This is a genomic window from Sandaracinaceae bacterium, from assembly GCA_016706685.1.
Taxonomy (GTDB): domain Bacteria; phylum Myxococcota_A; class Polyangia; order Polyangiales; family Houyiibacteriaceae; genus JADJJE01.
The window spans coordinates 314096-334945 of record JADJJE010000003.1 but is presented as its reverse complement, the minus strand read 5'-3'; the positions used below and the strand labels follow the sequence as shown (position 1 = coordinate 334945).

Annotated in this window: 16 protein-coding genes and 1 tRNA gene; 9 read left to right on the top strand and 8 right to left on the bottom strand. The window is 68.8% G+C overall.

Going from position 1 to position 20850, the window contains the following annotated elements; translation table 11 throughout:
- Positions 1-4: 4 nt before the first annotated feature.
- On the bottom strand, positions 5-154 hold the full coding sequence (locus IPI43_07375) for a hypothetical protein (protein MBK7773947.1): 150 nt from the start codon (positions 152-154) through the stop codon (positions 5-7).
- Positions 136-1836, bottom strand: coding sequence for a molecular chaperone DnaK (dnaK, locus tag IPI43_07370; protein MBK7773946.1), 1701 nt, complete (start codon positions 1834-1836; stop codon positions 136-138). Before dnaK ends, IPI43_07375 begins: the two co-directional genes overlap by 19 nt.
- Positions 1837-2009: 173 nt before the next feature.
- On the opposite strand from dnaK, the gene IPI43_07365 reads away from it, so the two are divergent.
- On the top strand, positions 2010-2603 hold the full coding sequence (locus IPI43_07365; protein ID MBK7773945.1) for a nucleotide exchange factor GrpE: 594 nt from the start codon (positions 2010-2012) through the stop codon (positions 2601-2603).
- 28 nt (positions 2604-2631) lie between these two features.
- Complete coding sequence (ruvA, locus tag IPI43_07360; GenBank protein ID MBK7773944.1) at positions 2632-3252, top strand: Holliday junction branch migration protein RuvA; 621 nt, start codon at positions 2632-2634, stop codon at positions 3250-3252.
- 68 nt (positions 3253-3320) lie between these two features.
- Here ruvA and IPI43_07355 read toward each other — a convergent pair.
- Positions 3321-3404, bottom strand: a tRNA-Leu gene (locus tag IPI43_07355).
- 368 nt (positions 3405-3772) lie between these two features.
- Here IPI43_07355 and IPI43_07350 point away from each other — a divergent pair.
- The 5 genes from IPI43_07350 to IPI43_07330 all read left to right on the top strand — a co-directional run bounded on the left by IPI43_07350 (position 3773) and on the right by IPI43_07330 (position 10951).
- Positions 3773-4390, top strand: a complete 618-nt coding sequence (locus tag IPI43_07350; protein ID MBK7773943.1) for a hypothetical protein — start codon at positions 3773-3775, stop codon at positions 4388-4390.
- Positions 4387-4998: a prepilin-type N-terminal cleavage/methylation domain-containing protein gene (locus tag IPI43_07345; GenBank protein MBK7773942.1), complete on the top strand. Its 612-nt coding sequence runs from the start codon at positions 4387-4389 to the stop codon at positions 4996-4998. The genes IPI43_07350 and IPI43_07345 overlap by 4 nt, the downstream gene beginning before the upstream one ends.
- Positions 4995-6029 carry a prepilin-type N-terminal cleavage/methylation domain-containing protein gene (locus IPI43_07340; protein ID MBK7773941.1) on the top strand — a complete coding sequence of 345 codons (1035 nt, stop codon included), beginning with the start codon at positions 4995-4997 and terminating at the stop codon, positions 6027-6029. Before IPI43_07345 ends, IPI43_07340 begins: the two co-directional genes overlap by 4 nt.
- Positions 6030-6937: 908 nt before the next feature.
- Entirely contained in the window at positions 6938-10360 is a 3423-nt protein-coding gene (locus tag IPI43_07335) for a hypothetical protein (GenBank protein ID MBK7773940.1), read from the top strand.
- Between the two features lie 27 nt (positions 10361-10387).
- Complete coding sequence (locus IPI43_07330; protein ID MBK7773939.1) at positions 10388-10951, top strand: hypothetical protein; 564 nt, start codon at positions 10388-10390, stop codon at positions 10949-10951.
- Positions 10952-10976: 25 nt separating this feature from the next.
- On the opposite strand, the gene IPI43_07325 is transcribed toward IPI43_07330, so the two are convergent.
- Positions 10977-11855 carry a CoA ester lyase gene (locus tag IPI43_07325; GenBank protein MBK7773938.1) on the bottom strand — a complete coding sequence of 293 codons (879 nt, stop codon included), beginning with the start codon at positions 11853-11855 and terminating at the stop codon, positions 10977-10979.
- 36 nt (positions 11856-11891) lie between these two features.
- A complete protein-coding gene (locus IPI43_07320) occupies positions 11892-12941 on the bottom strand; it encodes a CoA ester lyase (protein MBK7773937.1) in 1050 nt (349 codons plus the stop codon).
- A 77-nt stretch (positions 12942-13018) separates the two neighbouring features.
- Between IPI43_07320 and IPI43_07315 the strand changes: the two genes are divergently transcribed.
- Both IPI43_07315 and IPI43_07310 read left to right on the top strand, forming a co-directional pair.
- Positions 13019-13798 carry a sulfite exporter TauE/SafE family protein gene (locus tag IPI43_07315; GenBank protein MBK7773936.1) on the top strand — a complete coding sequence of 260 codons (780 nt, stop codon included), beginning with the start codon at positions 13019-13021 and terminating at the stop codon, positions 13796-13798.
- 167 nt (positions 13799-13965) lie between these two features.
- Positions 13966-15384, top strand: coding sequence for a UDP-N-acetylmuramate:L-alanyl-gamma-D-glutamyl-meso-diaminopimelate ligase (locus IPI43_07310; GenBank protein MBK7773935.1), 1419 nt, complete (start codon positions 13966-13968; stop codon positions 15382-15384).
- A 135-nt stretch (positions 15385-15519) separates the two neighbouring features.
- On the opposite strand, the gene IPI43_07305 is transcribed toward IPI43_07310, so the two are convergent.
- From IPI43_07305 to IPI43_07295, 3 genes are all read right to left on the bottom strand, one after another.
- On the bottom strand, positions 15520-15972 hold the full coding sequence (locus IPI43_07305; GenBank protein ID MBK7773934.1) for a hypothetical protein: 453 nt from the start codon (positions 15970-15972) through the stop codon (positions 15520-15522).
- Positions 15973-16115: 143 nt separating this feature from the next.
- The gene (locus tag IPI43_07300) at positions 16116-18917 is read right to left on the bottom strand and encodes a biotin carboxylase (protein ID MBK7773933.1); all 2802 of its coding nucleotides are present in this window, start codon (positions 18915-18917) and stop codon (positions 16116-16118) included.
- The gene (locus tag IPI43_07295) at positions 18917-20605 is read right to left on the bottom strand and encodes an acetyl-CoA carboxylase carboxyltransferase subunit (protein ID MBK7773932.1); all 1689 of its coding nucleotides are present in this window, start codon (positions 20603-20605) and stop codon (positions 18917-18919) included. Before IPI43_07295 ends, IPI43_07300 begins: the two co-directional genes overlap by 1 nt.
- Positions 20606-20850: the final 245 nt, after the last annotated feature.

Genomic DNA, 20850 nt, shown 5'->3' with positions numbered 1-20850 from the left:
CCGCTCAGCTCTCGCTCGAATTCCCGCTGGGCTCGGACGCGTACATGGCCTCGGCGATGCCGTAGGCGCTCAGCTCCAGCTGCTGGAGCGCGTCGCGCAGCTCGCCCGCCGTTGGCTGCCCCGCGACCATGGCCTTCACCCGGTCGATGTCCACCTGCACCCGCTTGAGGACGCCTCGGGCACCAGCTCCGCGCACTCCACCACGGCCCGCTCGCTGGTGTAGAGCAGGGCCTCGGCGCTGTTCTTCAGCTCGGCCAGCTGCTTGCGCACCACGTCGCTCGCCCGGAACTTGTCGGCGTCGGTGATGATCTGGTTGATCTGGTCTTCGCTCAGGCCACTCGACGCCGTGACGCGGATGGACTGGTCGCGCCCCGTGCGCAGGTCCTTGGCCGTGACCTTGAGGATGCCGTTGGCGTCGATGTCGAAGGCCACCTCGATCTCCGGCACGCCACGCGGCGAAGGAGGGATGGGCGCCAGCTCGAAGCGCGCCAACGACTTGTTGTCGGCGGCCATCTCACGCTCGCCCTGGAGCACGTGCACCGGCACGAAGGGCTGGTTGTCGATGCTGGTGGTGAACACCTCGCTCGCGCGCGTGGGCACCGTGGTGTTGCGCGGGATCAGCGGGAAGAACACACCGCCGCCGGTCTCGACACCGAGCGACAGCGGGGTCACGTCCAGCAGCAGCACCTCTTCCACTTCGCCCGTGAGCGCCGCGCCCTGGATGGCCGCGCCCTGCGCCACCACCTCGTCCGGGTTCACGCCTTTATGGGGCGCCTTTCCGAAGAACTCGGCCACGCGCTTCTGCACCAGCGGCATGCGCGTGGAGCCACCCACCAGCAGCACCTCGTCGATGTCCTCCTTCTTGAGACCGGCATCGGCCAGCGCCTGGGCGCAGGGCCCCAGGGTCCGGTCGATCAGCTCGGTCACCAGGATCTCCAGCTCGCTGCGCTTGAGCGTGGTCTCGAGGTGCTTCGGGCCCGTCTCGTTGGCCGCGATGAAGGGCAGGTTGATCTCGGTCTGCAGCGACGAGCTGAGCTCGTGCTTGGCCTTCTCGGCCTGCTCCTTGAGGCGCTGGAGCGCGATGCGGTCCTGCATCAGGTCGATGCCGTGCTGCTCCTTGAAGCGCCGGGCCAGTTCCTTGAGCACCAGGTGGTCGAAGTCTTCGCCGCCGAGGTGAGTGTCGCCCGAGGTGGCGCGCACCGTGAAGACGCCCTTGCGGATGTCCAGGATGGAGATGTCGAACGTGCCGCCGCCGAGGTCGTAGACGGCCACGCGCTGGCCCTCGCGCTCCTTGAAGCCGTATGCCAGCGCGGCCGCCGTGGGCTCGTTGATGATGCGCTGCACGTTCAGCCCGGCGATCTTGCCCGCCGCCGTGGTGGCCGCGCGCTGGGCGTCGTCGAAGTACGCCGGCACCGTGATGACCGCGTCGGTGACCTTCTCGCCCAGGTAGGACTCGGCCACGTCGCGCATGTTCTCGAGGATCATGGCGGAGATCTCGGGCGGCGACAGATCACGCCCGCCCGCATGCACCCACGCGTCTCCGTTGGTGTTCTGAATCACGCGGTAGGGCACCAACGCCCGAAAGCGCTCCACGTCCTCCGAGTCGTACTCCTGGCCCATGAGGCGCTTCACGGCGTAGATGGTGTTCTCCGCGTTGGTGACGGCCTGGCGCTTGGCCACGCTGCCCACCCGGCGGTCACCCTCCTTGGTGAAGGCGACGACGGACGGGGTGGTGCGGCTGCCCTCGGCGTTGGGGATGACCAGCGCCTCTCCGTTCTCCAGCACGGCCACACACGAGTTGGTGGTGCCGAGGTCGATGCCGATGACTTTACCCATGGATCCTCTTCATTTGCCTGCCAGCCCACCTTATACCGTCTGGTACCCTTCCCGCGATACTGTCATCCGAAGGTATTCCGCATCACGGTTCGCCCAGCCGATGCGCGGTTCGTTGTCCCACGGACGGTGAGGGGTTATGTTCGCCGCCAGCAACCCGAAGCGAGGATGATTCCGTGAGCGATTCCGACGAGAACCCCAACGAAAACTCCGACTCCCGTGGCCCGCAGGGCGCTAGCGGTGCCGAGACGGTCGTCGAGGGGGAGCCCGGCGAGGCACCGAGCGAACTTTCGATCCTGACGGCCGAGCGCGACAAGCTCAAAGACCAGCTGCTGCGCACCATGGCGGACTTCGACAACTTCCGGAAGCGCGCGCGCCGCGACGCCGAGGACGCGCTGCGGCGTGGCCGCGAGGACAGCCTGCGCGACTTCCTGCCCATCGTGGACAACCTCGAGCGCGCGGTGGAGGCCTCGCGCGGGGCAACCGACGTGGTGGCCGTCATCTCGGGTATCGAGATGGTGCTGCGCAGCTTCGACGACATCGCCTCCCGCATGGGGGTGACCCGCGTGCAGGCCGCCGGCGAGCGCTTCGACCCCACCCTGCACGACGCCATCCAGCAGGTGGAGACCGCCGAGCACCCGCCGGGCACGGTCCTCACCGAGGTCGTCTCCGGCTATCGCATCGGCGAGCGCCTGTTGCGCGCGGCCATGGTGGTGGTGGCCAAGGCCCCCAGCGCCCCGCAGCCTGCCCCCGAGGCCGAGTCCGAATGAGCGAGGGGTCGGCGCTGCGGGGCACGCCATGATCGGGCGGCTTCGCGGCGCCATCGTCCAACAGGGGCTCGAGGGGCTGGTCATCCTCGAGGTGGGCGGCGTGGGCTACGAGGTCTACGTGCCGCTCGGCACCGTGGGGCGCCTGCCCGACGCGGGGGCCGGGGAGGCCACCCTGCACGTCCACACGCACGTCCGTGAGGACGCCTTGATCCTCTACGGCTTCGACACGCCCGAGGACAAGGCCGCGTTTCGCGCCCTGCTCACCGTCAACTCCATCGGCCCCAAGCTGGCCCTGGCCATCCTGTCCTCGCTCTCGGCGCCGGAGCTGGCGCAGGCCATCGCCGTCGAGGACAAGAAGGCCTTCCGAGGCATCTCGGGGGTGGGCAGCAAGACGGTGGAGCGCATCCTGTTGGATCTGAAGGGGAAGCTGCTGTTCGTGCCCTCCAGCACCGCCACTCCGCGGTCGGCCGTGAAGAAGCCCGCCGTGCCTTCCGTGACGGGCGTCGCCGCGCAGGTGGTCGGGGCGCTCGTGCAAATGGGCTACAAGCGGCCCGACGCGGAGCGGGCGGTCGAGAGCGTGACCGAGCACGACGAGGTCGACCGGCCCCTCGAGGCGGTGCTGCGCGAGGCGCTCGTGGCGCTCTCCTGAAGGCCCACCATAAAAAAAGAGAGCCTGGCCGAAGCCGGGCTCTCTCTGAACTCCACTTAGTTCAAGGGTGCGGAAGAGAGGACTCGAACCTCCACAAGAGTTACCTTACATGAACCTGAATCATGCGCGTCTGCCAATTCCGCCACTTCCGCGGGCGTGTGGAGGCGCCGATGTACGCCGCTGGGCGGGTGGTGTCAAGGCCGTTCGGGCATCTTGTGCTCGCTTTGCACCCGATGGCCGGGTTCTTCGGGCTTCAGCTCACATCCTCTACAGTATCGGGCGACGCCAGCCGCGCGTATGCACCCTCTAGGCGTCGGAAGTTGATGCGACCGTGACTCCACGAAAAGTTTTCGTAGCTCTGCACCGAATGCGGGCCGTGCCCATCCTGTGGGAGCGGTGTGATCCGCAGGATCGCCATGGATACGCACCCTCGAAGCGGGGGGTACGCTCCTTGCATAGTGCTCCAGCCGTGCCTTTCCGTCTCCGACCTTCCGCGTCCCGCCGCACTCAGGGGTTCACCTTGGTCGAGCTGATGGCGGTGGTGATCATCATCGCCATGATGACCGGGCTGGCCGCTCCGTCCATGATGGACGCGCTCGCGGATGCCCGTGTGCGCGACCTGACGGGGCAGATCGTCAACTTCTACAACGGGGCCCGTGCGCGTGCGACCGGCAGCGGCCGCGCCCAGCTGGTGCGCTTCACGGCGGCGGACAACAACGGGCAGGGCGGGCTGGTGGCCTACGAGGGCAACAACAGCAGCTGCGGCGCCAGCGACTGGGCCGCGATCACCGGCGTGGCGTGTGGTCCGGGCGGCTTCTGCACGGACCAGCTGAACCCCGCCACGCGTCAGCTCTCGGACGAGGTCTTCCAGCTCGGGATGGTCACCACAGGGGCAGCGGGGAGCTTCGCAGAGGCAGCGGCCGACATGTGCTTCGAGCCCACCGGCACCTCGTTGTGGCGCGCAGGCGCCGCGGTGGGCGCCAACCTCTTGATGAGCTCAAGCAACGCGGGCGCCGGCGGCAACCTGAGCGGCGGCTTCCTCATCCGTGTCCAGCGCCTCGACCTGAACGGTGACCCGCTGTCGCCCGACCGCTTTCTCACCGTCCCGCTCGGCGCAGCCGCCAGGGTGGCACGATGACCCGCCATCCTCGCCACCGAGGCCGTCGCGGCTTCACCCTCGTCGAGGTCATGATGGCCATCTCGGTCATGACCGCCGGCGCCATCGCCGTGTTCACCATGCAGAACGTCTCTGCCACCGGGGCGCGGCGCTCACGCATGATCAGCACGGCCACCGAAGTGAACCGCTTCTGGATCGAGCGCGTGAAGCTGGAGGCGCTGCGCTGGGGTCCCGTCGCGTTCGACGATCCCAACATGACGTGGTTGAACGCCCTCCCTGACACACAGACGGGCACCAGCGGCTGGTTCCTCCCCGTGGAGGACCCTGACGACCCAACGGTCACCGCCGCCAGCGACTGGTACGGCGCACCCATGCCGATTCCGTCGGGTGCCGGCACGCCCCCGGCCAGCTACTGCACCAGCCTGCGGTGGACATGGATGTCCGGCGGCACGGATCAAGTGGCGCGCCTCGATGTCCGCACGTGGTGGCATCGTCCGACTCGCACGGCAGACACCATCGAGGACTGTGGGGCCGACCAGAACGCGCTGACCACCGCGCTGGCCGAGGTCACGGACTTCGGTGTCATCTACAGCAGCACGGTCGTTCGCTGGCAGGGGTTGCCCCAATGACCTCCCGCCGACGTATGCTCGCCGAGGGGCACACGAACGCCGGCTTCACGCTGGTCGAGATGCTGGTGGCCGTCGTGGCAGGCGCCATGACCATCGCCACCGTCTACTCGTTGGGCGCCGGGTCCACGCGCGCCTTCCAGGAGCAGAACCGTATCAGTCAGGCTCAGGCTGCCGTGCGCTCTGGCATGGAGCATGTGCGTCGTGACTTTTCCCGCGCCGGCTTCGGCGCCACCCCCGACAGCGGAACCAGTGCGTCCGACGGGGACCGTGGCGCCAATCCGGCCGGATGCGCGGTGACCCCGGGCTTTCGGTTGGTCGGGTTCGCCGTGAACGACAACGCCTACACCGCCCAGCTGTGGCTCGCGGACGACGCCCACAACCGGGTCCAGGCCGACGGGGTCGTCATGTCCGGCAACTTCGCGACCGGCGACCACTACCTCGTCTCCGAGATCGTCGGGGGACCACCATCTCGCTCCAGCAGACGCGGCAGTCGTTCCGGCGCAGCTTCGGGGCCCCGCTCGATCCGCAGCGCTTCCAAGATGCCTTCCGTCCGGGGCGCTGGGTCTACTTGGTCTCCGAGACGGGTCGCCGGGTGGCGCGCGAGATCACTTCCGTCAACGGCGCCTCGGCCACCATCACGGTCACGCCGGGCATCAGCGTCGGTTGCTTCGGGTATGGGCGGGGTGCGCGCATCAGCCCCATCTCGCGCGTGGAGTACTACGCGACCGCGCCCGAGAACGACGCCGCGTTCGCGTGGCTCCTGCCGGCAGGCAGCGCGACCGAGCGCTACGCGCGTGGCGTGGAGCAGACGATTTTGGCGAGGCGTGAACTCAGCTTCAGCGACGCCAACACCCCGATTGCCAACAGCGAGCGCGTGGTGCTCGAGTACCTGGTCCACTTCGACGCCGCCATCACGCGTGCCACCGCCGCCGCTGGAGTGGTGGACCCCGGCCTCGTGGAGACGCTCGACGGTGATGGAGGAGCGGCCGCACTCGCTGCCGACCCCGGCTCCGGGCGGGCGGTGCGCGTGACTCTGGGTGTGCGCACGCCGGGTGTGGATCGGAACTTCCCCTGGACGGGCCCACGGGCGAGTCAGCGCGCGCCCTTGCGCAGCTACCTTCCGCGCGTGCCGCCCAACACCACGGCCACCCAGGCGGTGGACCAAGCGCCTGCGGCCCATGTTCGCACGGCGGAAGAGGTCATCATGCTCGAGAACATCGCCAACCGAGGTCTCCTAATGAGCCAGGTGCAGAACACGCGAGCGCGCCTCCGTCACACGGTCACCCGTGAGCACGGTCTGGTGATGCTGGTCACCCTGCTGGTGCTCATGATGATGACGTCCACGGCCCTGTTCGCGATGCACACCTCGTCGCTCGAGCTGCGCGCGTCCGGCCACTCGCGCCGGGCCATGCAGGCCGAGTACGTGAGCGAGGGCACGGCGCGCACGGCGATGGCCGTGGTGGCCACGATGGGCAGCGAGACGCTGCTGTTCAAGCTGCGCCGTGACCGTGAGCTGGGAGCGGGCAACCCCCAAATGCAGGGGCTCGAAGCCACCTACGACACCAACCAGTTCGACGTGGGCCGCTTGACCGAGAGGGACTTCAGCCTCCTCGGACCCATCACCACACAGGACCAGCTGGGCCCGCACGAGTCCGGTGAGGCCGTGCGCTGGGTGGACGTCAACGACGTCTACGTGACCCAGCTCAACCGTGCTGGCGAGCGCTCCGGGGACGGCGCACCGGCCGTCATGATGCACATCGTCTACACCGCCCGCGCCCGCCTGCGTCCCAACGCGTCCATCGTCACGGGTGGCGTGGAGGCCGACTCCTCCGCCATCGACTTCGGCTTTCATGCCGGCGAGACCGCCGCCGGCACGCGAATCTTCGCGCTCCAGACCGACTACCCCGCCGGCCGCCTCTGAGGCGGCCAGGGAGCCAATATGCCTGATCCGAACCCGCACAGTCTGACCGCTCGCTCACGCCGCCACCGCGCCCTGGGCTTTGCGTGGGTGCCCTTCGCGCTGCTCCTTGCGAGCCTGATGCCTGGGGTGTCCCCCGCAGCCGCGCAGCCCGACATCCGCGAGATTCGGCCGGCCGTCATGCTCTTGATCGATTCCTCTGGGTCGATGGAGTACGTGGGCGACTGCGAGTGCACCACGCTAACGTGCCGCGAGTGCATGACCGACTGCAGCGACGCCGTCCCGGCCCGCAACCGCTGGGCGAACGTGCTCGAGGTGCTCACGGGTCAGTGGCAGTCGTACTCGTGCGTCACGGATCCCACCCGGCGTGGGACGGGCCCGAGCGGCACGGTCTACACCGGCCAGTACGACGAGGATTACTACCTCTCCCACGCCGTGCATCCATACGGCACGCCGCAGGCGGACAACGGCATCCTCGACACCTACGTCGACCGCGTGAAGTTCGGCCTCATGACGTTCGATGCCCACCCGACCTACACACCGTTCGGGGCGCTCATCCCCCACGCGTCTTTCAACGAGACACTCTCGGACGGCGTGCGCGGCGCGTTCTCCTACGCGGAGAGCCGCGGGTTCCACTACTTCGGCTGCCCCGACAACAACGACCGGCGCGTGAACAGCGGCGCGCGCAGTGAGACGGCGGCCTCGGGTCGGCTCGTCTCGGTGGGCTTCGAGAGCACCGACCCGGACGTGCCGAGCGACGACCACACAGCCATCAACGCCAGCATCCAGTCCACGCTGATGACGCGCGAGCTCCGCCCGCACGGCGCGACGCCCGTCGCCGCCATGCTCGAGGACGTCGAGTACTACTTCGACCACCACGAGGACGTGCGGCCGTCCAATGGCACCACGGGCGACCCCTACCGTGAGTGCCGTCAGCGGTTCGCCATCTTGCTCACCGACGGTCGCCCGAACATGGACTTCCGAGGCCACCCCTACTACTGCGAGCACGACGGTGGAACCGAGTCGGGCGGCGTGGTGAGCGGCGGCGTCGAGAACTGCCCGTACGACACTCCCGAGAACACGGCGGCGCGGCTCACCGACCCGGATGGTCCGCTCGATGGTCTCTACGTCATCGGCATGAACATCCGCGCCGCCGACGCGCCGGCGCGCACCACGCTCAACGCGATCGCCACCGCAGGCGAGACGTGCCCGCTGGGCGGCGGCGACTGCGCGCGGTTTCCCGCGAATGCGTCCGACCTCCGCGTCGACTTCGAAGAGATCCTCCGCCAGACGGCGCCAGGTACCACCACCCGCACCGTCCCTGCCTTCTCTGCTGCCGGGGCTGGCGGCGGGGGCCAGCACCAGTTCCAGACGGGCTTCAACCCATCGTTCTCCACCATCGCCCTCGGCTACGAGCCGTGGCAGGGCGTGCTCGAGCGTCGGCGCTACGAGTGCAACGGAACGACCGTCGTGGCTCGGGACATCGACGCCACCGACCGTTTCCACGAGCTGCTCAACACGCAAGGCACACGGCAGCTCCTCACCGCCCTCCCGCCCGATGCGGCCGACATCAATGGCCACCTCGCGGCACCCACGCCAACCTCCCCCCTCAACCCACCCGCGCTCGGCACGCCTGCCGTGTCCGTGAGCACGGATTTGACGCCGTTCGACGCCTCCAGCATCGCTGCGGAGTACCTCGGACTGGTGACGGGCGACAACGCGCGTCGCGACGCCATCGTGGCGTGGACCCACGGCGACGCATCGACCGAGCGTGGGGACAAGCGCATGGGCTCCATCTACCACTCGTCGCCCGTCATCATCGGGCCGCCCGGCGCCGACCGTTCGGACGAGACGTTCAACGAGTTCCGCCAGCTCATCGGTGACCGCCCGCGCGTGGTCTACGTGGGCACCAACGACGGCATCCTGCACGCGTTCCTGGCGGACGACTACGACCACGATTCGGGCGGGGCCACCACGACCTACACCGCTGGGCACGAGATCTGGGGCTTCATCCCACCCATCCTGCTGGATGAGTTGGAGGACACCATGACCAGCCATCAGTGGATGCTGGACGGGACGCCCGTGATTCAAGACGTGATCACGGCCCGCACGGGTACGGGCTCCGCCGCCGACTGGCGCACCGTGCTGGTCATGGGCTTCCGGCAGGGCGCGCGCGGCTACTTCGCGCTCGACATCACGGACCCGTTCGAGCCCAAGTTCCTGTGGCAGTACACCCACCCGCAGCTGGGCCAGACCTACGGTCAGCCGCGCATGGCGCAGGTCAACGTGGAGTTCGCGACAGGCGGCATCCACCAGCGCACCGTGGCCATCCTCCCCGGTGGCTGGGGGGGGGCGGAGCTCGCGGGCGTCAACAGCCCAAGTGACAGCCGCCACATTCCGGAGACCGTCAGCGGCATTGCGCCGCGTGGCAGCCGCCGCAACTGGGGCACCCAGGGTAGGGCGCTCTTCGTGGTGGACATCCTCACGGGCAAGCTCATTCGCCACTTCGACGACTTCCCCTCGCCGCTCACCGGCGGCGTGTCGGTCTTCCCGGGCAGCGTGGGTTCGGACGCGCAGGCCGCGTACTTCAACGACCACGACGGTATCCTGTGGCGCCTCGACCTCTCGTCCAAAGACCCGGACGACTGGGACTATCAGGCCATCTGGGACATGTTCCACGACCTGCCGGCGGACGCTGGGCAGCCTGCCTACAACCCGCCCCTGCTCTCCACTCTCGATGACGGCCGCGTGGTCATCATCCAGGCGAGCGGCGACGCGGACATGCTCGAGGACGGAACGGCCATGAACCGCGTGGTGTCGCTCACGGAGACCATCAACGTGAACACCACCTTGTTCACGTTCACGGGCGTGGACATGACCGTCAACTGGGACATCTTGAATGGTCCCGCCAACTCCCTGAACTCGCTGCGCCCCGGCGAGCAGGTCACCGGACCGCTCGAGCTCTTCAACGGCGTTGTCTACTTCGGCACGTTCGTGACCGACGTCGAGGCCAACAACGCGTGCTCTTTCGGCTACAGCCGCCTCTGGGGCGTGGACTATGTCGAGCACGTGGGTAGCAACCTCCACGAGCCGGTAGCGCGCCTTCCGCATCCCACGATCGACGATACGGAAATGGTGGCGTTCGACCACACCATCTCGGGCTTCGAGAGCCTCCAAAACGGCCTGCTCATGGGCGTCGGCATCGCCGCGCGTCCGCGCTGCAACTCCTCCGATGAGCCGCCCGGTGAGACCGACCCCTACTTGGGGAACCCGCAGGCCCGTCACCATGTGACCGACGCGGCGCCTGCGCAGTTCGAGCTGGTGGCGCAGATCTCGGGCCAGGGAACGGGCGCCGGTGGTGGCGCCGTGGCCACCATCGGGCTTAGCGTCACCACCCCTCCCATCCAGGTGCAGACCGTGGGCGCGGTTCGCCGCGTGGAGTGACGCGGGCTGCGCGCTACCATCCCTGCCATGCCCCGTCCGCGCGTTCTCCCTCGCGTCCTATCCCTCCTCGCCCTCCTGACCCCGCTCTCGCTCGGGGTCATGGGGGTCGCGCTCGCAATCCTGGGCTGTAGTGGCAACGACGCGGGATCCACCGAGGCCGTCCCGGAAGACGAGGTCGTTCCTCGCCCCGCGCCCACGCCCGCCGCGCGTGATGCGCTGTTGGACGCCGACGGCAAGCTGCTTCCGTCCGAGCGGGTCTTGGCTGGGCTCACCCTGCCGCGTGGTCTCGAGAACGAGCAGAGCGGCAACAACCGGCACATCTTCGAGGTGCCCGTCCCCGCGGTGAAGCTGGTCCAGTACTTCGGGCCCCGGCTCCTCACGGGCCAGGTGGAGCCGCATGGCACTGGCGCCAGCTTCATCAACGCCATCGCGCTGCGGCCCTCCGGCACGGCCTACCACATGGATGTGATCGTCACAGAGCGCGGCAGCCAGCGCAGCTCGCTCATCATTCGCCTGACGGACGCTCCCACGGCGCGTCCGAGCGCGCCCACCGCAGACGACCTGGCCGAGTACCACGAGCGGCTGGACTGAGCCGCCGTCCCCAACGACCTGCCGCTCAGCCCGCGGCCAGCGCCTCGATGGCCTCGCTCAACGCCACCAGCCGGCGCGCGTTGGCCACGTGCAAGTTCTCGATGAGCTTGCCGTCCACCAAGAGCACGCCCTTGCCAGCGGCCTCGGCCTCCGCGTGCGCCGCGATGATCTTGCGGCTCCAGGCGATCTCCGCGGCGCTCGGCGCGAAGGCCTCGTTGGCGGCGCCCACCGTCTTCGGGTGGATCAGCGTCTTCCCGTCGAAGCCGAGCTCGGCGCCCTGACGACAGCTGGCGGCGAAGCCCTCGTCGTCGTTCAGGTCCAGGTACACGCCGTCCAGCACCGCCAGCCCGGCCGCGCGGCCCGCCAGCATGCACAGCCCGAGCGACGTGATCATGGGCAGACGCATGGGCGTGTGCGCGCAGTGCAGGTCCTTCGCGAGGTCGCTGGTGCCCATGACGAACGCCGCCATGCGCGGCGTGCTGTCCGCGATCTCCTCCGCGCGCAGCATGCCGCGCGGCGTCTCCATCATGGTCCAGATGGCCAGGCTGTCCGGCGCCCCGTGGGCCACCAGCACCTGCTCGGCCTGACGCACGGCGTCCGCGCTCTCGATCTTGGGCAGCAGCACGGCGTCCACACCGGAAGTGGCCGCGGCCACCAGGTCCTCGAAGCCCCACGGCGAGTTCAGGGCGTTCACGCGCAGGATCAGCTCGCGGCGGCCATAGCCCCCGGCGCGCACGTGCTCCACGATCTGCTGGCGGCCCGTGGCCTTCGCGTCCGGTGCCACCGCGTCTTCGAGGTCCAGGATGAGCCCGTCAGCGGGGAGGGAGCGCGCCTTGTCGAGCGCGCGCGCGTTGCTGCCCGGCATGTAGAGCACGGAGCGACGGGGTCTTGCGGAAGCGGCCATGTCTCGGGGTCTCCTGTGTGCGGGGGTGAGCGGAAATCAGAAGCCGTAGGCGGTGCGCAGGTCGGCGTCCTTCTCGGCCAGCATCTTGGCGAGGTCCACCATGACCTTGCACTGCTTCACGGTGGCGTCGTCCTGCATCTTGCCGTCGATCATGACCGCGCCGGTGCCGTCGCCCATCTCGGAGATGACCTTCTTGGCCCACAGCACCTCGTCCACGGGCGGCGAGAACACCTTCTTGGCGATGCCGATCTGCACGGGGTGCAGCGACCACGCGCCCACACAGCCCAGCAGGAACGCGTTGCGGAACTGGTCCTCGCAGGCGACCACGTCCTTGATGTCACCGAACGGCCCGTAGTACGGGAGGATGCCGTTGGACGCGCAGGCATCCACCATGCGGGCCAGCGTGTAGTGCCAGAGGTCCTGCTGCGCGGTGGTACGCGGCGCCTCCGGGTTGGCGGCGTCGGGATCGGCCCGCACCAGGTAGCCCGGGTGCCCACCGCCCACGCGGGTGGTCTTCATGCGGCGCGAGGCGGCGAGGTCTGCCGGCCCCAGGCTGAGCCCCTGCATGCGCGGGCTGGCGCTGGCGATCTCTTCCACGTTGGCCACACCCAGCGCGGTCTCGAGGATGGCGTGCACCAGGATGGGCTTCGTGAGCCCGGCACGCGCCTCCAGCTGGGCCAGCAAGCGGTCCACGTAGTGGATGTCCCAGGCGCCCTCGACCTTGGGCACCATCAGCACGTCGAGCTTGTTGCCCACCTTGGTGACGATCTCGGTGACGTCGTCCAGGAACCACGGGCTGTCCAGGCTGTTCACGCGGGTCCACAGCTGGCAGTCGCCGAAGTCGGTCGCGGCGGCGATCTTGATGAAGCCCTCGCGTGCGGCCAGCTTCTTGTCGGACGCGATGGCGTCCTCTAGGTTGCCCAGCAGCACGTCGGTCTGCTTGGCGATGTCCGGCACCTTCTCCGCCATCTTGGCGTTGCTGGGGTCGAAGAAGTGGATCATCCGCGACGGCTTGAAGGGCACCTCGCGGAGGGGAGCGGGGGCACCAATGGCGAGCGGGGCGAAGAAGTGCTTGGGGCTGCGCATGTCCCGGCATATAGACGCGAGGCGCAGAAAGTGCCAGCGGCCGTAGCATTCTGGCGCGACCCCCCGACCACCCCCCAATGACCTGGGCTTCCTACGACGTGGGCCTCTTGGCCCTGATGATGCTGGCAGGCCTCGTGGCCGGCTTCATCAACACCGTGGCAGGAGGCGGCAGCCTGCTGACCCTGCCTGCGCTCATGCTTTTGGGGCTGCCCGCCGACGTGGCGAACGCCAGCAACCGAGTGTCCATCTTCGCGCAGGCGGCGACGGGCTCGTACCACTACCACCGCGAAGGCAAGCTGGACCTGGCTGCCATCCGGGACATCGGGCCGCCGACGCTGCTCGGGAACGTCATCGGCGCGCTCGTGGCGTCGTACTTCCCAGTGGAGCTCCTGACGCCGGTGCTCTTGCTGACCATGGTCGGCATCGCCGTGCTGATGGTGGTGCGGCCGACGGCCATCGCGCCCGAGGGAGCCACGCCCAAGCGCGCCACCGACCACCCGCGCGCCATGCTCGGGCTCTTCGCTGCGGGCCTCTACGGTGGCTTCGTGCACGGCGGCGTGGGCTTCGTGCTGCTCATGGTGCTGGCCGGCACGCTGCACTACGACTTGGTGCGCGCCAACGCGCTGAAGATGCTGTGCACCCTGGTTTCTGGCGTCGCTTCGCTGGTGGTGTTCCTCGCGCGTGGGCAGATCGCCTGGGCGCCCGCGCTGGTGCTGGCCGTGGCCACTTCGGTGGGCTCGGTGCTGGGCGTCAAGTACGCGGTGAAGGCCGACCCGAAGAAGCTCAAGCGCCTGGTCGCCGTGTTGGTGGTGCTGGCCTGCCTGGGGGTGGCCGCCCAGGAGCTCTGGGGCGGCTGAGCCCAAGACGTTTCCGTCAACGGCAACGGACGTGAACGTGGACGTGCTCGTGCTCCTGCTCGTTCACGTCCACGATCACGTCCACGTACGTCGAGGTGGCCGTGGACCTGCGGCCGTTCGGGGCCCGGTAAGTTGTGTGGTCACCGCAAATCGCTAGGCTGCGGCCAATGCACATCCACCTCATCGGGGTCTGCGGCACGGGCATGGGCGCGCTCGCGGGGCTGCTGCGTGACGCAGGGCACGACGTCTCCGGGTCCGACCGTGCCTTCTACCCGCCCATGGGGCCCGCGCTACATGCGTGGGGCGTCCGCACGCTGCCGGGCTGGGACGCGGCCAACCTGGACCCCGCGCCCGACCTGGTGGTGGTGGGCAACGTGTGTCGCAAGGACAACCCCGAGGCCGTCGCGGCGCACGAGCTTGGCCTGCGCTGCCTGTCCTTCCCGGGCACGCTCAACCAGCTCTTCCTGCAAGACCGCCCGGGTTACGTGGTGGCCGGCACGCACGGCAAGACCACCACCACCGCCATCCTCGCGCAGCTGCTGCACGCGGGCGGGCGCGACCCAGGCTTCCTCATCGGCGGCGTGCCGCGTGGCTTCGACCGCGCCGCGCGCCTCGGCAGCCCGGGTGCGCCGTTCGTCATCGAGGGCGACGAGTACGACAGCGCCTACTTCGAGAAGACGCCCAAGTTCTGGCAGTACAACCCACGCGTGGTGATCCTCACCTCGGTCGAGCACGACCACGTGGACATCTATCCAGACCCCGCGTCGTATCGCGCCGCCTTCGAGGGGCTGATCGCGCGCATCCCCGAAGACGGCTTGTTGGTGGCCTACGCAGGCGACCCCGAGGTGCGTGAGCTAGCCAAGCAGGCCCGCTGCCCCGTGCGCTTCTACGCGCTGGCGAGTGACGACTGCGGTGACGTGGCGCCCATCTACTCGGCCGCGCTCGCCGCGGTGGAGGCAGGCGCGCAGCCCTTCGATCTGTTCGGTGGCGGCTCGTTCCTCGCGCGCGTGTACTCGCCGCTGTCGGGGGCACACAACGCGCGCAACGTGCTGGCCGCAGTCATCGCCGCGGTGGAGGGCGCGGGCCTGCAGCTGGGAGCCGCTCTCGAGACTGTGCCGCACCTGGCCGGCGTGAAGCGCCGCCAAGAGCTGCTGGGCGTGGCCGGCGGCGTCTACGTCTACGAGGACTTCGCGCACCACCCCACGGCCGTGCGCGAGACCTTGAAGGGCCTGCGCAGCCTGCACCCGCGCGGCAAGCTCATCGCCGCCTTCGAGCCACGCAGCGCCACGGCCTCGCGGCGCATGCACCAGGACGACTACCCCGCTGCGTTCCTGCCGGCCGACGTCACGCTGATCGCGCCCGTGGGCCGCCCCGAGATCCCCGCGGACCAGCGCCTCGACGTGGACGCCATCGTGGCGGAGCTGGTGCGCGCCGGGAAGACGGCCGAGGCCACGCCCGACGTGCGCTCCGTGGCCGCTCGCGTGGCAGCGCATGCTCAACCGGGCGACGTGGTGGTGCTGATGTCCAACGGCGACTTCGGCGGCGTGTACGACGAGGTGCTCGTCGCGCTCACGCCGCTCGTCTGACGCGCGCATCGGAAGCCGACAGCGCGCGCATCGTGTTCGACAAGTCGCTCTTCCCGCTGCTCTACGTCACGTACACCGCGCGTTCGATGACGGACGACGACGTGCACGGCTTCTGCCGCGTCCCACGCCGCTCGCTCAGGGCACTTGCCCGTGCGCCGTCGCCATCCACTTCGAGCCGCAGCCTCGCCCGTTGGGCTCGAGGGTCGGGCCAGCTACCACATCGACGGTGAGGCTGGCGACCTCCTCGTCTTCGTGTGAGACCAGCACCTCGACGTTCTCCGGCGGGTGAACCTCGCGCGACCTGTCGCGGTCGTAGAACGGCGACTCCATGGTGACCACGATCTCGGAGGCGCTCCACGAGGCACTGGCCACCACATCGCCATCACAGACGGCGGTGCCAGACGCTCCGCCCACAACACACGAGGTGCTCGAGTACGGGTTGCTGATGAGCACCTCGAAGCTGTCGTCCGCCACGGGCAGCTGGTGATCGAGTGTGAGCGTGAGCGTGGTGGGCGGGGGAACGCGCAGCAGGCAGAGCTGCTCGTCCGCGCACCCACCGGTGAGCACGAACGCCAGCGTGGCGAGCACGGATAGCAGCGAGCGATGTGAGTTCTGATGGTCATGATCCCCTCCAGATTGGGACGCACTCCGCTGGGGAAGCCTCCCCTCGACGGCCGGCCGCTCAATGTGCCACCGCCGAGGCGATCTCCGCAACCGCCGCGCGACCGAGCTCAGCCCACGCGGGCCAGCAGCCCGTCGGTCTTCTCGCGCTTCGCCTTGGCCACGGCCTTGTGGTCCACGTCCACCACGCGCTCGTCCGGCGTGACCTTGAACAGGGGCTGGCCCTTGCTCACGATCTGGCCGTCGCCCGTGATGAGGATCTTGTCGATGGTGCCCGCGAAGGTGGCCGGCACCTTGTTGAACATCTTCATGACCTCGATGATGTAGAGCGGCTGGCCCACGTCGAAGTGCATCCCCTCGTGCACGAAGGTGGGCATGCCCGGGCCTTCCTGCCCGTAGTACATGCCACCGCTCACGGCGACCACCTCGTCGGCCTTGGTGGCGGGCGGCGGCACCAGCACCTTCTTCATGCGCTTCTGCAGGCCCACGTCGAAGAGGCGCTCGGGGATGGTGATGGTCAGGTCGTCGTTGACCACGATGTCGTAGAAGCCCACCTCGTGGGCCACCAGCGGCAGCAGCCCCAGCAGCTCGAGGCCCATCTGGAAGCCCATGTGCGCCGCGCGCACCTTCTGCCAGGTGGCGGTGTCGAAGCCGTATGCCGGTGTCTCGCCGCGCAGCGCGGTGTCCAGCTCGGGCCAGGCCACGTCACCCGTGTGCTCGTGCAGCGCTTCGTAGAAGTCGCCGGCCTCGTCCAGCACCTCTTGGTCGCTGTCCCAGATGCGGTGCGCCGCGGGCGAGTTGCGCTCCGCGTCCATGTGCAGGAGGTGGTAGGTCTCCTCCAGCAGCGCCACCGGGTTGCGCAGGAACGTCACGCGCCCATCGCGCACCGTGAAGTCCAGGCGATGCACGCTGAGCCACGCGGCCAGGATGTGCGGCTCCTCGGCCAGGCGGAAGAGCGGGCGCTCCACCAGCGTGCGCTTCAGCACGGCGCACTCCTGTGCGGCCTTCACCGCGGCCGGATCCTTGCTGGCGGGCAGGCAGCGCTTCGCGGCGCAGTCGAACGCGTAGCGCAGGTCGAGGCCGTCCATGGCCTCCTTCAGCAGGCCTACCAGGGTGAGGTACGGCACCACGAAGCGCGTGGTGGGCTTGGCGTCCACCCCGTTGCTCAGGAACCAGTGCACCAGGCCGTAGTGGAACTCGAGGTTCGTGGCCAAGTCGGGCCCGCGCATGGACGTGCGGCGCAGCACCTCGGCCAGCCGCGCGTAGCTCTCGCCGCGGCTGCTGCCGGTGGTGAGCAGCAGCGCCACGTTCGAGTCGTAGGCGCCGGCCAGCTTGTAGCGCATGAAGAGGCCCGTATCCGGGTTCAGCATGCTGATGCCCTGGTCGTCGCGGATCTCGCCCTCGATGGGGTGGCTCCACGCGATGATCTCGCCACCCGCGTGCGGCGAGAGCGAGCGGTCCGTGGCGTTCAGGCGCGCCTCCACGGCGGCCGCGTCACGGCGAATGCGGTCGGGCTTGGGCAGGCGCGCCTTGTGCTTCGCCAAGAGCGCCATCATCTCCACCACGGACTGGACGTCGAAGTAGTCCTCGGGGTCGGCCGGGTTGTGGAAGCGCAGCGCGTAGCACAGCTCGGACACGCGGTGCTCCACCTGGATGCGCGTGTTCACCTCCATGAAGAAGTGGTTGGTGCCCTCCACGATGCACTCGAAGGTGCTTGCGGAGTCCAGCTTCACGGCGGCGCCGAAGCGCTCGGCCTCGGCCTCCATCTTGGCCAGCACCGCCATGTCGGCGCGCAGCACGGCGGCCTGCTTCTTGTTGCCCGCGCGCTCGTGGCGCTCAGCCGCTTCCGCGAGGCCGTCTTGCGTGGTGGAGACCTCCAGCAGCTTCTGCTCGTGCATCTGCAGCGAGCAGTCGCGGCCGCCCAGCGTGACGCACCACTCGCCGTTGCCGACCAGCTGGATCTCGTTGTGCCGCGTCTGCTCGATGTTGAGCTCGATGAGCACGTTCTTGTTGTCGCCCACGCCCGTGGCCTTCACCTCTTGAAGGATCTCGAGCACCATGCCGGGCGCGTCGGCCGCGTCACTCAGGATGCGCTGCCCCTTGCCGCCGCCGCCACCGATGGCCTTCAGGCGAATGCGGTTGCCCGGGTATTGCGCCAGCACGGCGGCGGACTCGGTCTTCACCGTGGCCTGCAGCTCCTCCACGCTGATGAGATCGATGCCCTTGGCGTAGCCCGCCTCGAGCGTGGCGTCGGCTTTGGAGACGAAGGGGAGGGCGGCGTCCTGGAGCGCGGGGACGGTCAGGCCGTGTTGCGCGATCAGCGCCTCGAGGCCCGCCTGGTCCTTCACCTTCGCCACCAGCGTGCGCGCGGTGGCGTCGTTGATGCCCGGCGTGACGCTGACGTTCACCTCGAGCGCGGTGCGCTTGGCCTCGTCCTTGCGGCCGGCCGCGTCCACGGTCTGGCTGCAGGGCCCGATGAAGCCCACGCCGGCCTTCTCGAGCGCGCGCACGAAGTCCACGTCCTCGGCCATGAAGCCGTAGCCCGCGAAGATGTACTTGTAGCCGTGCTTGCGGCAGATGCGGATCATCTGCGCCACGCGCTGCTGACGCTCTTCCTTGGTGGCGCCCGTGTAGTCCGGGATGGCGTGGACGTTCTCGGGGTTCAGCACGCGCAGCTCGGGGGCCAGCGCGCGTGGGTACACGATGCTGTCCTTCTCGCTCAGCAGGATGCCGATGTTCTTGATGCCCATCTCACGGAAGACGTCGATGGCTTCCTTGCGGATGGGACCGCGGCAGACGATGAGCACGCTCATGTCTTCGCAGGCGAACTCGCGCACCCAGCGGGACTCGCTCTTGCCCAGGCGACGGTCGCGGTGGATCAGCGGATTGTTGGAGTAGGCGTCGTAGGTCATCAGAAGGACTCCCGCTGCACGGACTGCATGGGACCGACTTTGTAGGTGCTGATGTAGAAGTTCAGGCTCTTGATGAGGTTCTTGCGGAGCTCGCGCGGCATGACGATCTCGCTGATGGAGCCGAGGCTCAGGGCCTCCTTCGGGTTCATCAGCTCGAGCTCGTAGCGCGCCTTGAAGGCGGCCTCCTGCTCCTTCACCCACGCGTCGGCCTTCGCCTTCGCGTCGGACTCGCTGAGCCCGGCGGCCACACCGTCCTTCACTAGCGCAGGCACCCGCGCGCGCACGGCGCGCAGCTCGTCCTTGTAGACGAACTCGGCACCCGCAGGCCCCATGACGGCCACGCGCGTGGTGGGCAGCGCGATGACGTGGTCGGCGCCGGTGGCGTAGCAGTTGAACGCCGCGTACGCGCCACCGAAGGCGTTGCGCACGATGAGCAGCAGGCGCGGCGTGCGCAGGTCGATGATGCTGTCCAGCATGGCGCGCCCGGCCTGCACGATGCCGGCGCGCTCTTGGTCACGGCCCGGCAGGAAGCCCGTGGTGTCTTCGATGAAGACCACCGGGATGTTGTAGATGTTGCAGAAGCGGATGAAGCGCGCGTTCTTGAGCGCCGCGTCCACGTCGATCTGCCCGCTGCTCACGGCGCTGTTGTTGGCCACGATGCCCACCACGTGCCCGCCCAGGCGGCCGAACGCGGTGATGGTGTTGCGCGCGCGCTGCGGCTGGATCTCGAAGTAGTCGCCATGGTCGCAGAGCTGCTGGATCAGGATGCTCACGTCGATGGGCGTGTTGAAGCCCGTGGGCGAGTTGAACGCCTTGCGGAGCAGCGTCTCGATCTCCTGCGTGGGCCGGTCGCACGCGTCGCTGGTGGCCTGGAAGGGCGGGGCCAGCTCGTTGCTGCTGGGCATGTAGCTCAGCAGGCGGCGCGCGGTGCGCAGCGCCCCCACCTCGTCGGCCACCGTGAGGTCCGCCACGCCGCTCTGGCCGTGCACGCCGGGGCCGCCCAGCTCGTCGGGGGTCACGTCTTCGCCGAGCACGCTCTTGACCACGCCCGGACCCGTGAGGCCGAAGAACGTGTCCTCCGGCTGGATCACGAAGCTGCCCTGGCGCGGCAGGTAGGCGCCACCGCCGGCGTTGAAGCCGAACATGCACATGACGCTGGGCACGCGACCGCTGATCTTGCGCAGCGCCGTGAAGGCCTCCGCGTAGCCGTCCAAGCCGCCGATGCCGGCCGGCACGTAGGCGCCCGCCGAGTCGTTCATGCCCACCAGCGGGATGCCGCGCTCGCCCGCCAGGCGCATCACGTTGGCCAGCTTGCGGCCGTTGGTGGCGTCCATGGAGCCCGCGCGCACGGTGAAGTCGTGGCCGTAGAATGCGGTGTCGCGCCCGTTCACCTTGGTGACGCCGGTCACGATGGACGCGCCGTCCAGGTTCTTGCCCCAGTTCTGGAACAAGATGGTGGGCTCGTCGCCCGGATCCTTGAGCGTGTCGATACGCTCCCAGACCGTCATGCGGCCCTTGCCGTGCTGCGTGCCCACCTGCACGCGCGTGGGCGCGCTGCGCGGCTTGTCGCGCAGCTCCTGGCCCATGGCGAGCGCAACGTCGTAGGGCCCTTGCGACGCCTCATCGGCCGCAGCAGGAGGAGCAAGGGGATTCGTCAAGATGGGCGCCACGTTGGGTGCTTCGGACATCGGACAATTTCCTCGGGCGTGAAGCTGCAGGGTCACGCGCCGCGCCCCGGGGAAACAGGGCACCACTGCGTGCGGGGGGAGTCTTAGTGGAAATGGCGGGCGGGCGCTAGCCCGCAGAGGCCGAGTCCGAGACCGGGACCGAGTCCGGGACCGAGACCGGGACCGGGACCGAGACCGAGGCCGAGACCGAGACCGAGACCGAGACCGAGACCGAGACCGAGTCGGAGACCGAGACCGAGACCGAG

What these genes read in the sequence shown, in the direction of transcription:
- IPI43_07295 (MBK7773932.1), bottom strand. Translation starts at nt 20,605, where the DNA reads ATGTCCGAAGCACCCAACGTGGCGCCCATCTTGACGAATCCCCTTGCT.
- IPI43_07345 (MBK7773942.1), top strand. Translation starts at nt 4,387, where the DNA reads ATGACCCGCCATCCTCGCCACCGAGGCCGTCGCGGCTTCACCCTCGTC.
- IPI43_07300 (MBK7773933.1), bottom strand. Translation starts at nt 18,917, where the DNA reads ATGACCTACGACGCCTACTCCAACAATCCGCTGATCCACCGCGACCGT.
- ruvA (MBK7773944.1), top strand. Translation starts at nt 2,632, where the DNA reads ATGATCGGGCGGCTTCGCGGCGCCATCGTCCAACAGGGGCTCGAGGGG.
- IPI43_07340 (MBK7773941.1), top strand. Translation starts at nt 4,995, where the DNA reads ATGACCTCCCGCCGACGTATGCTCGCCGAGGGGCACACGAACGCCGGC.
- IPI43_07330 (MBK7773939.1), top strand. Translation starts at nt 10,388, where the DNA reads ATGCCCCGTCCGCGCGTTCTCCCTCGCGTCCTATCCCTCCTCGCCCTC.
- IPI43_07325 (MBK7773938.1), bottom strand. Translation starts at nt 11,855, where the DNA reads ATGGCCGCTTCCGCAAGACCCCGTCGCTCCGTGCTCTACATGCCGGGC.
- IPI43_07335 (MBK7773940.1), top strand. Translation starts at nt 6,938, where the DNA reads ATGCCTGATCCGAACCCGCACAGTCTGACCGCTCGCTCACGCCGCCAC.
- IPI43_07310 (MBK7773935.1), top strand. Translation starts at nt 13,966, where the DNA reads ATGCACATCCACCTCATCGGGGTCTGCGGCACGGGCATGGGCGCGCTC.
- IPI43_07315 (MBK7773936.1), top strand. Translation starts at nt 13,019, where the DNA reads ATGACCTGGGCTTCCTACGACGTGGGCCTCTTGGCCCTGATGATGCTG.
- dnaK (MBK7773946.1), bottom strand. Translation starts at nt 1,836, where the DNA reads ATGGGTAAAGTCATCGGCATCGACCTCGGCACCACCAACTCGTGTGTG.
- IPI43_07320 (MBK7773937.1), bottom strand. Translation starts at nt 12,941, where the DNA reads ATGCGCAGCCCCAAGCACTTCTTCGCCCCGCTCGCCATTGGTGCCCCC.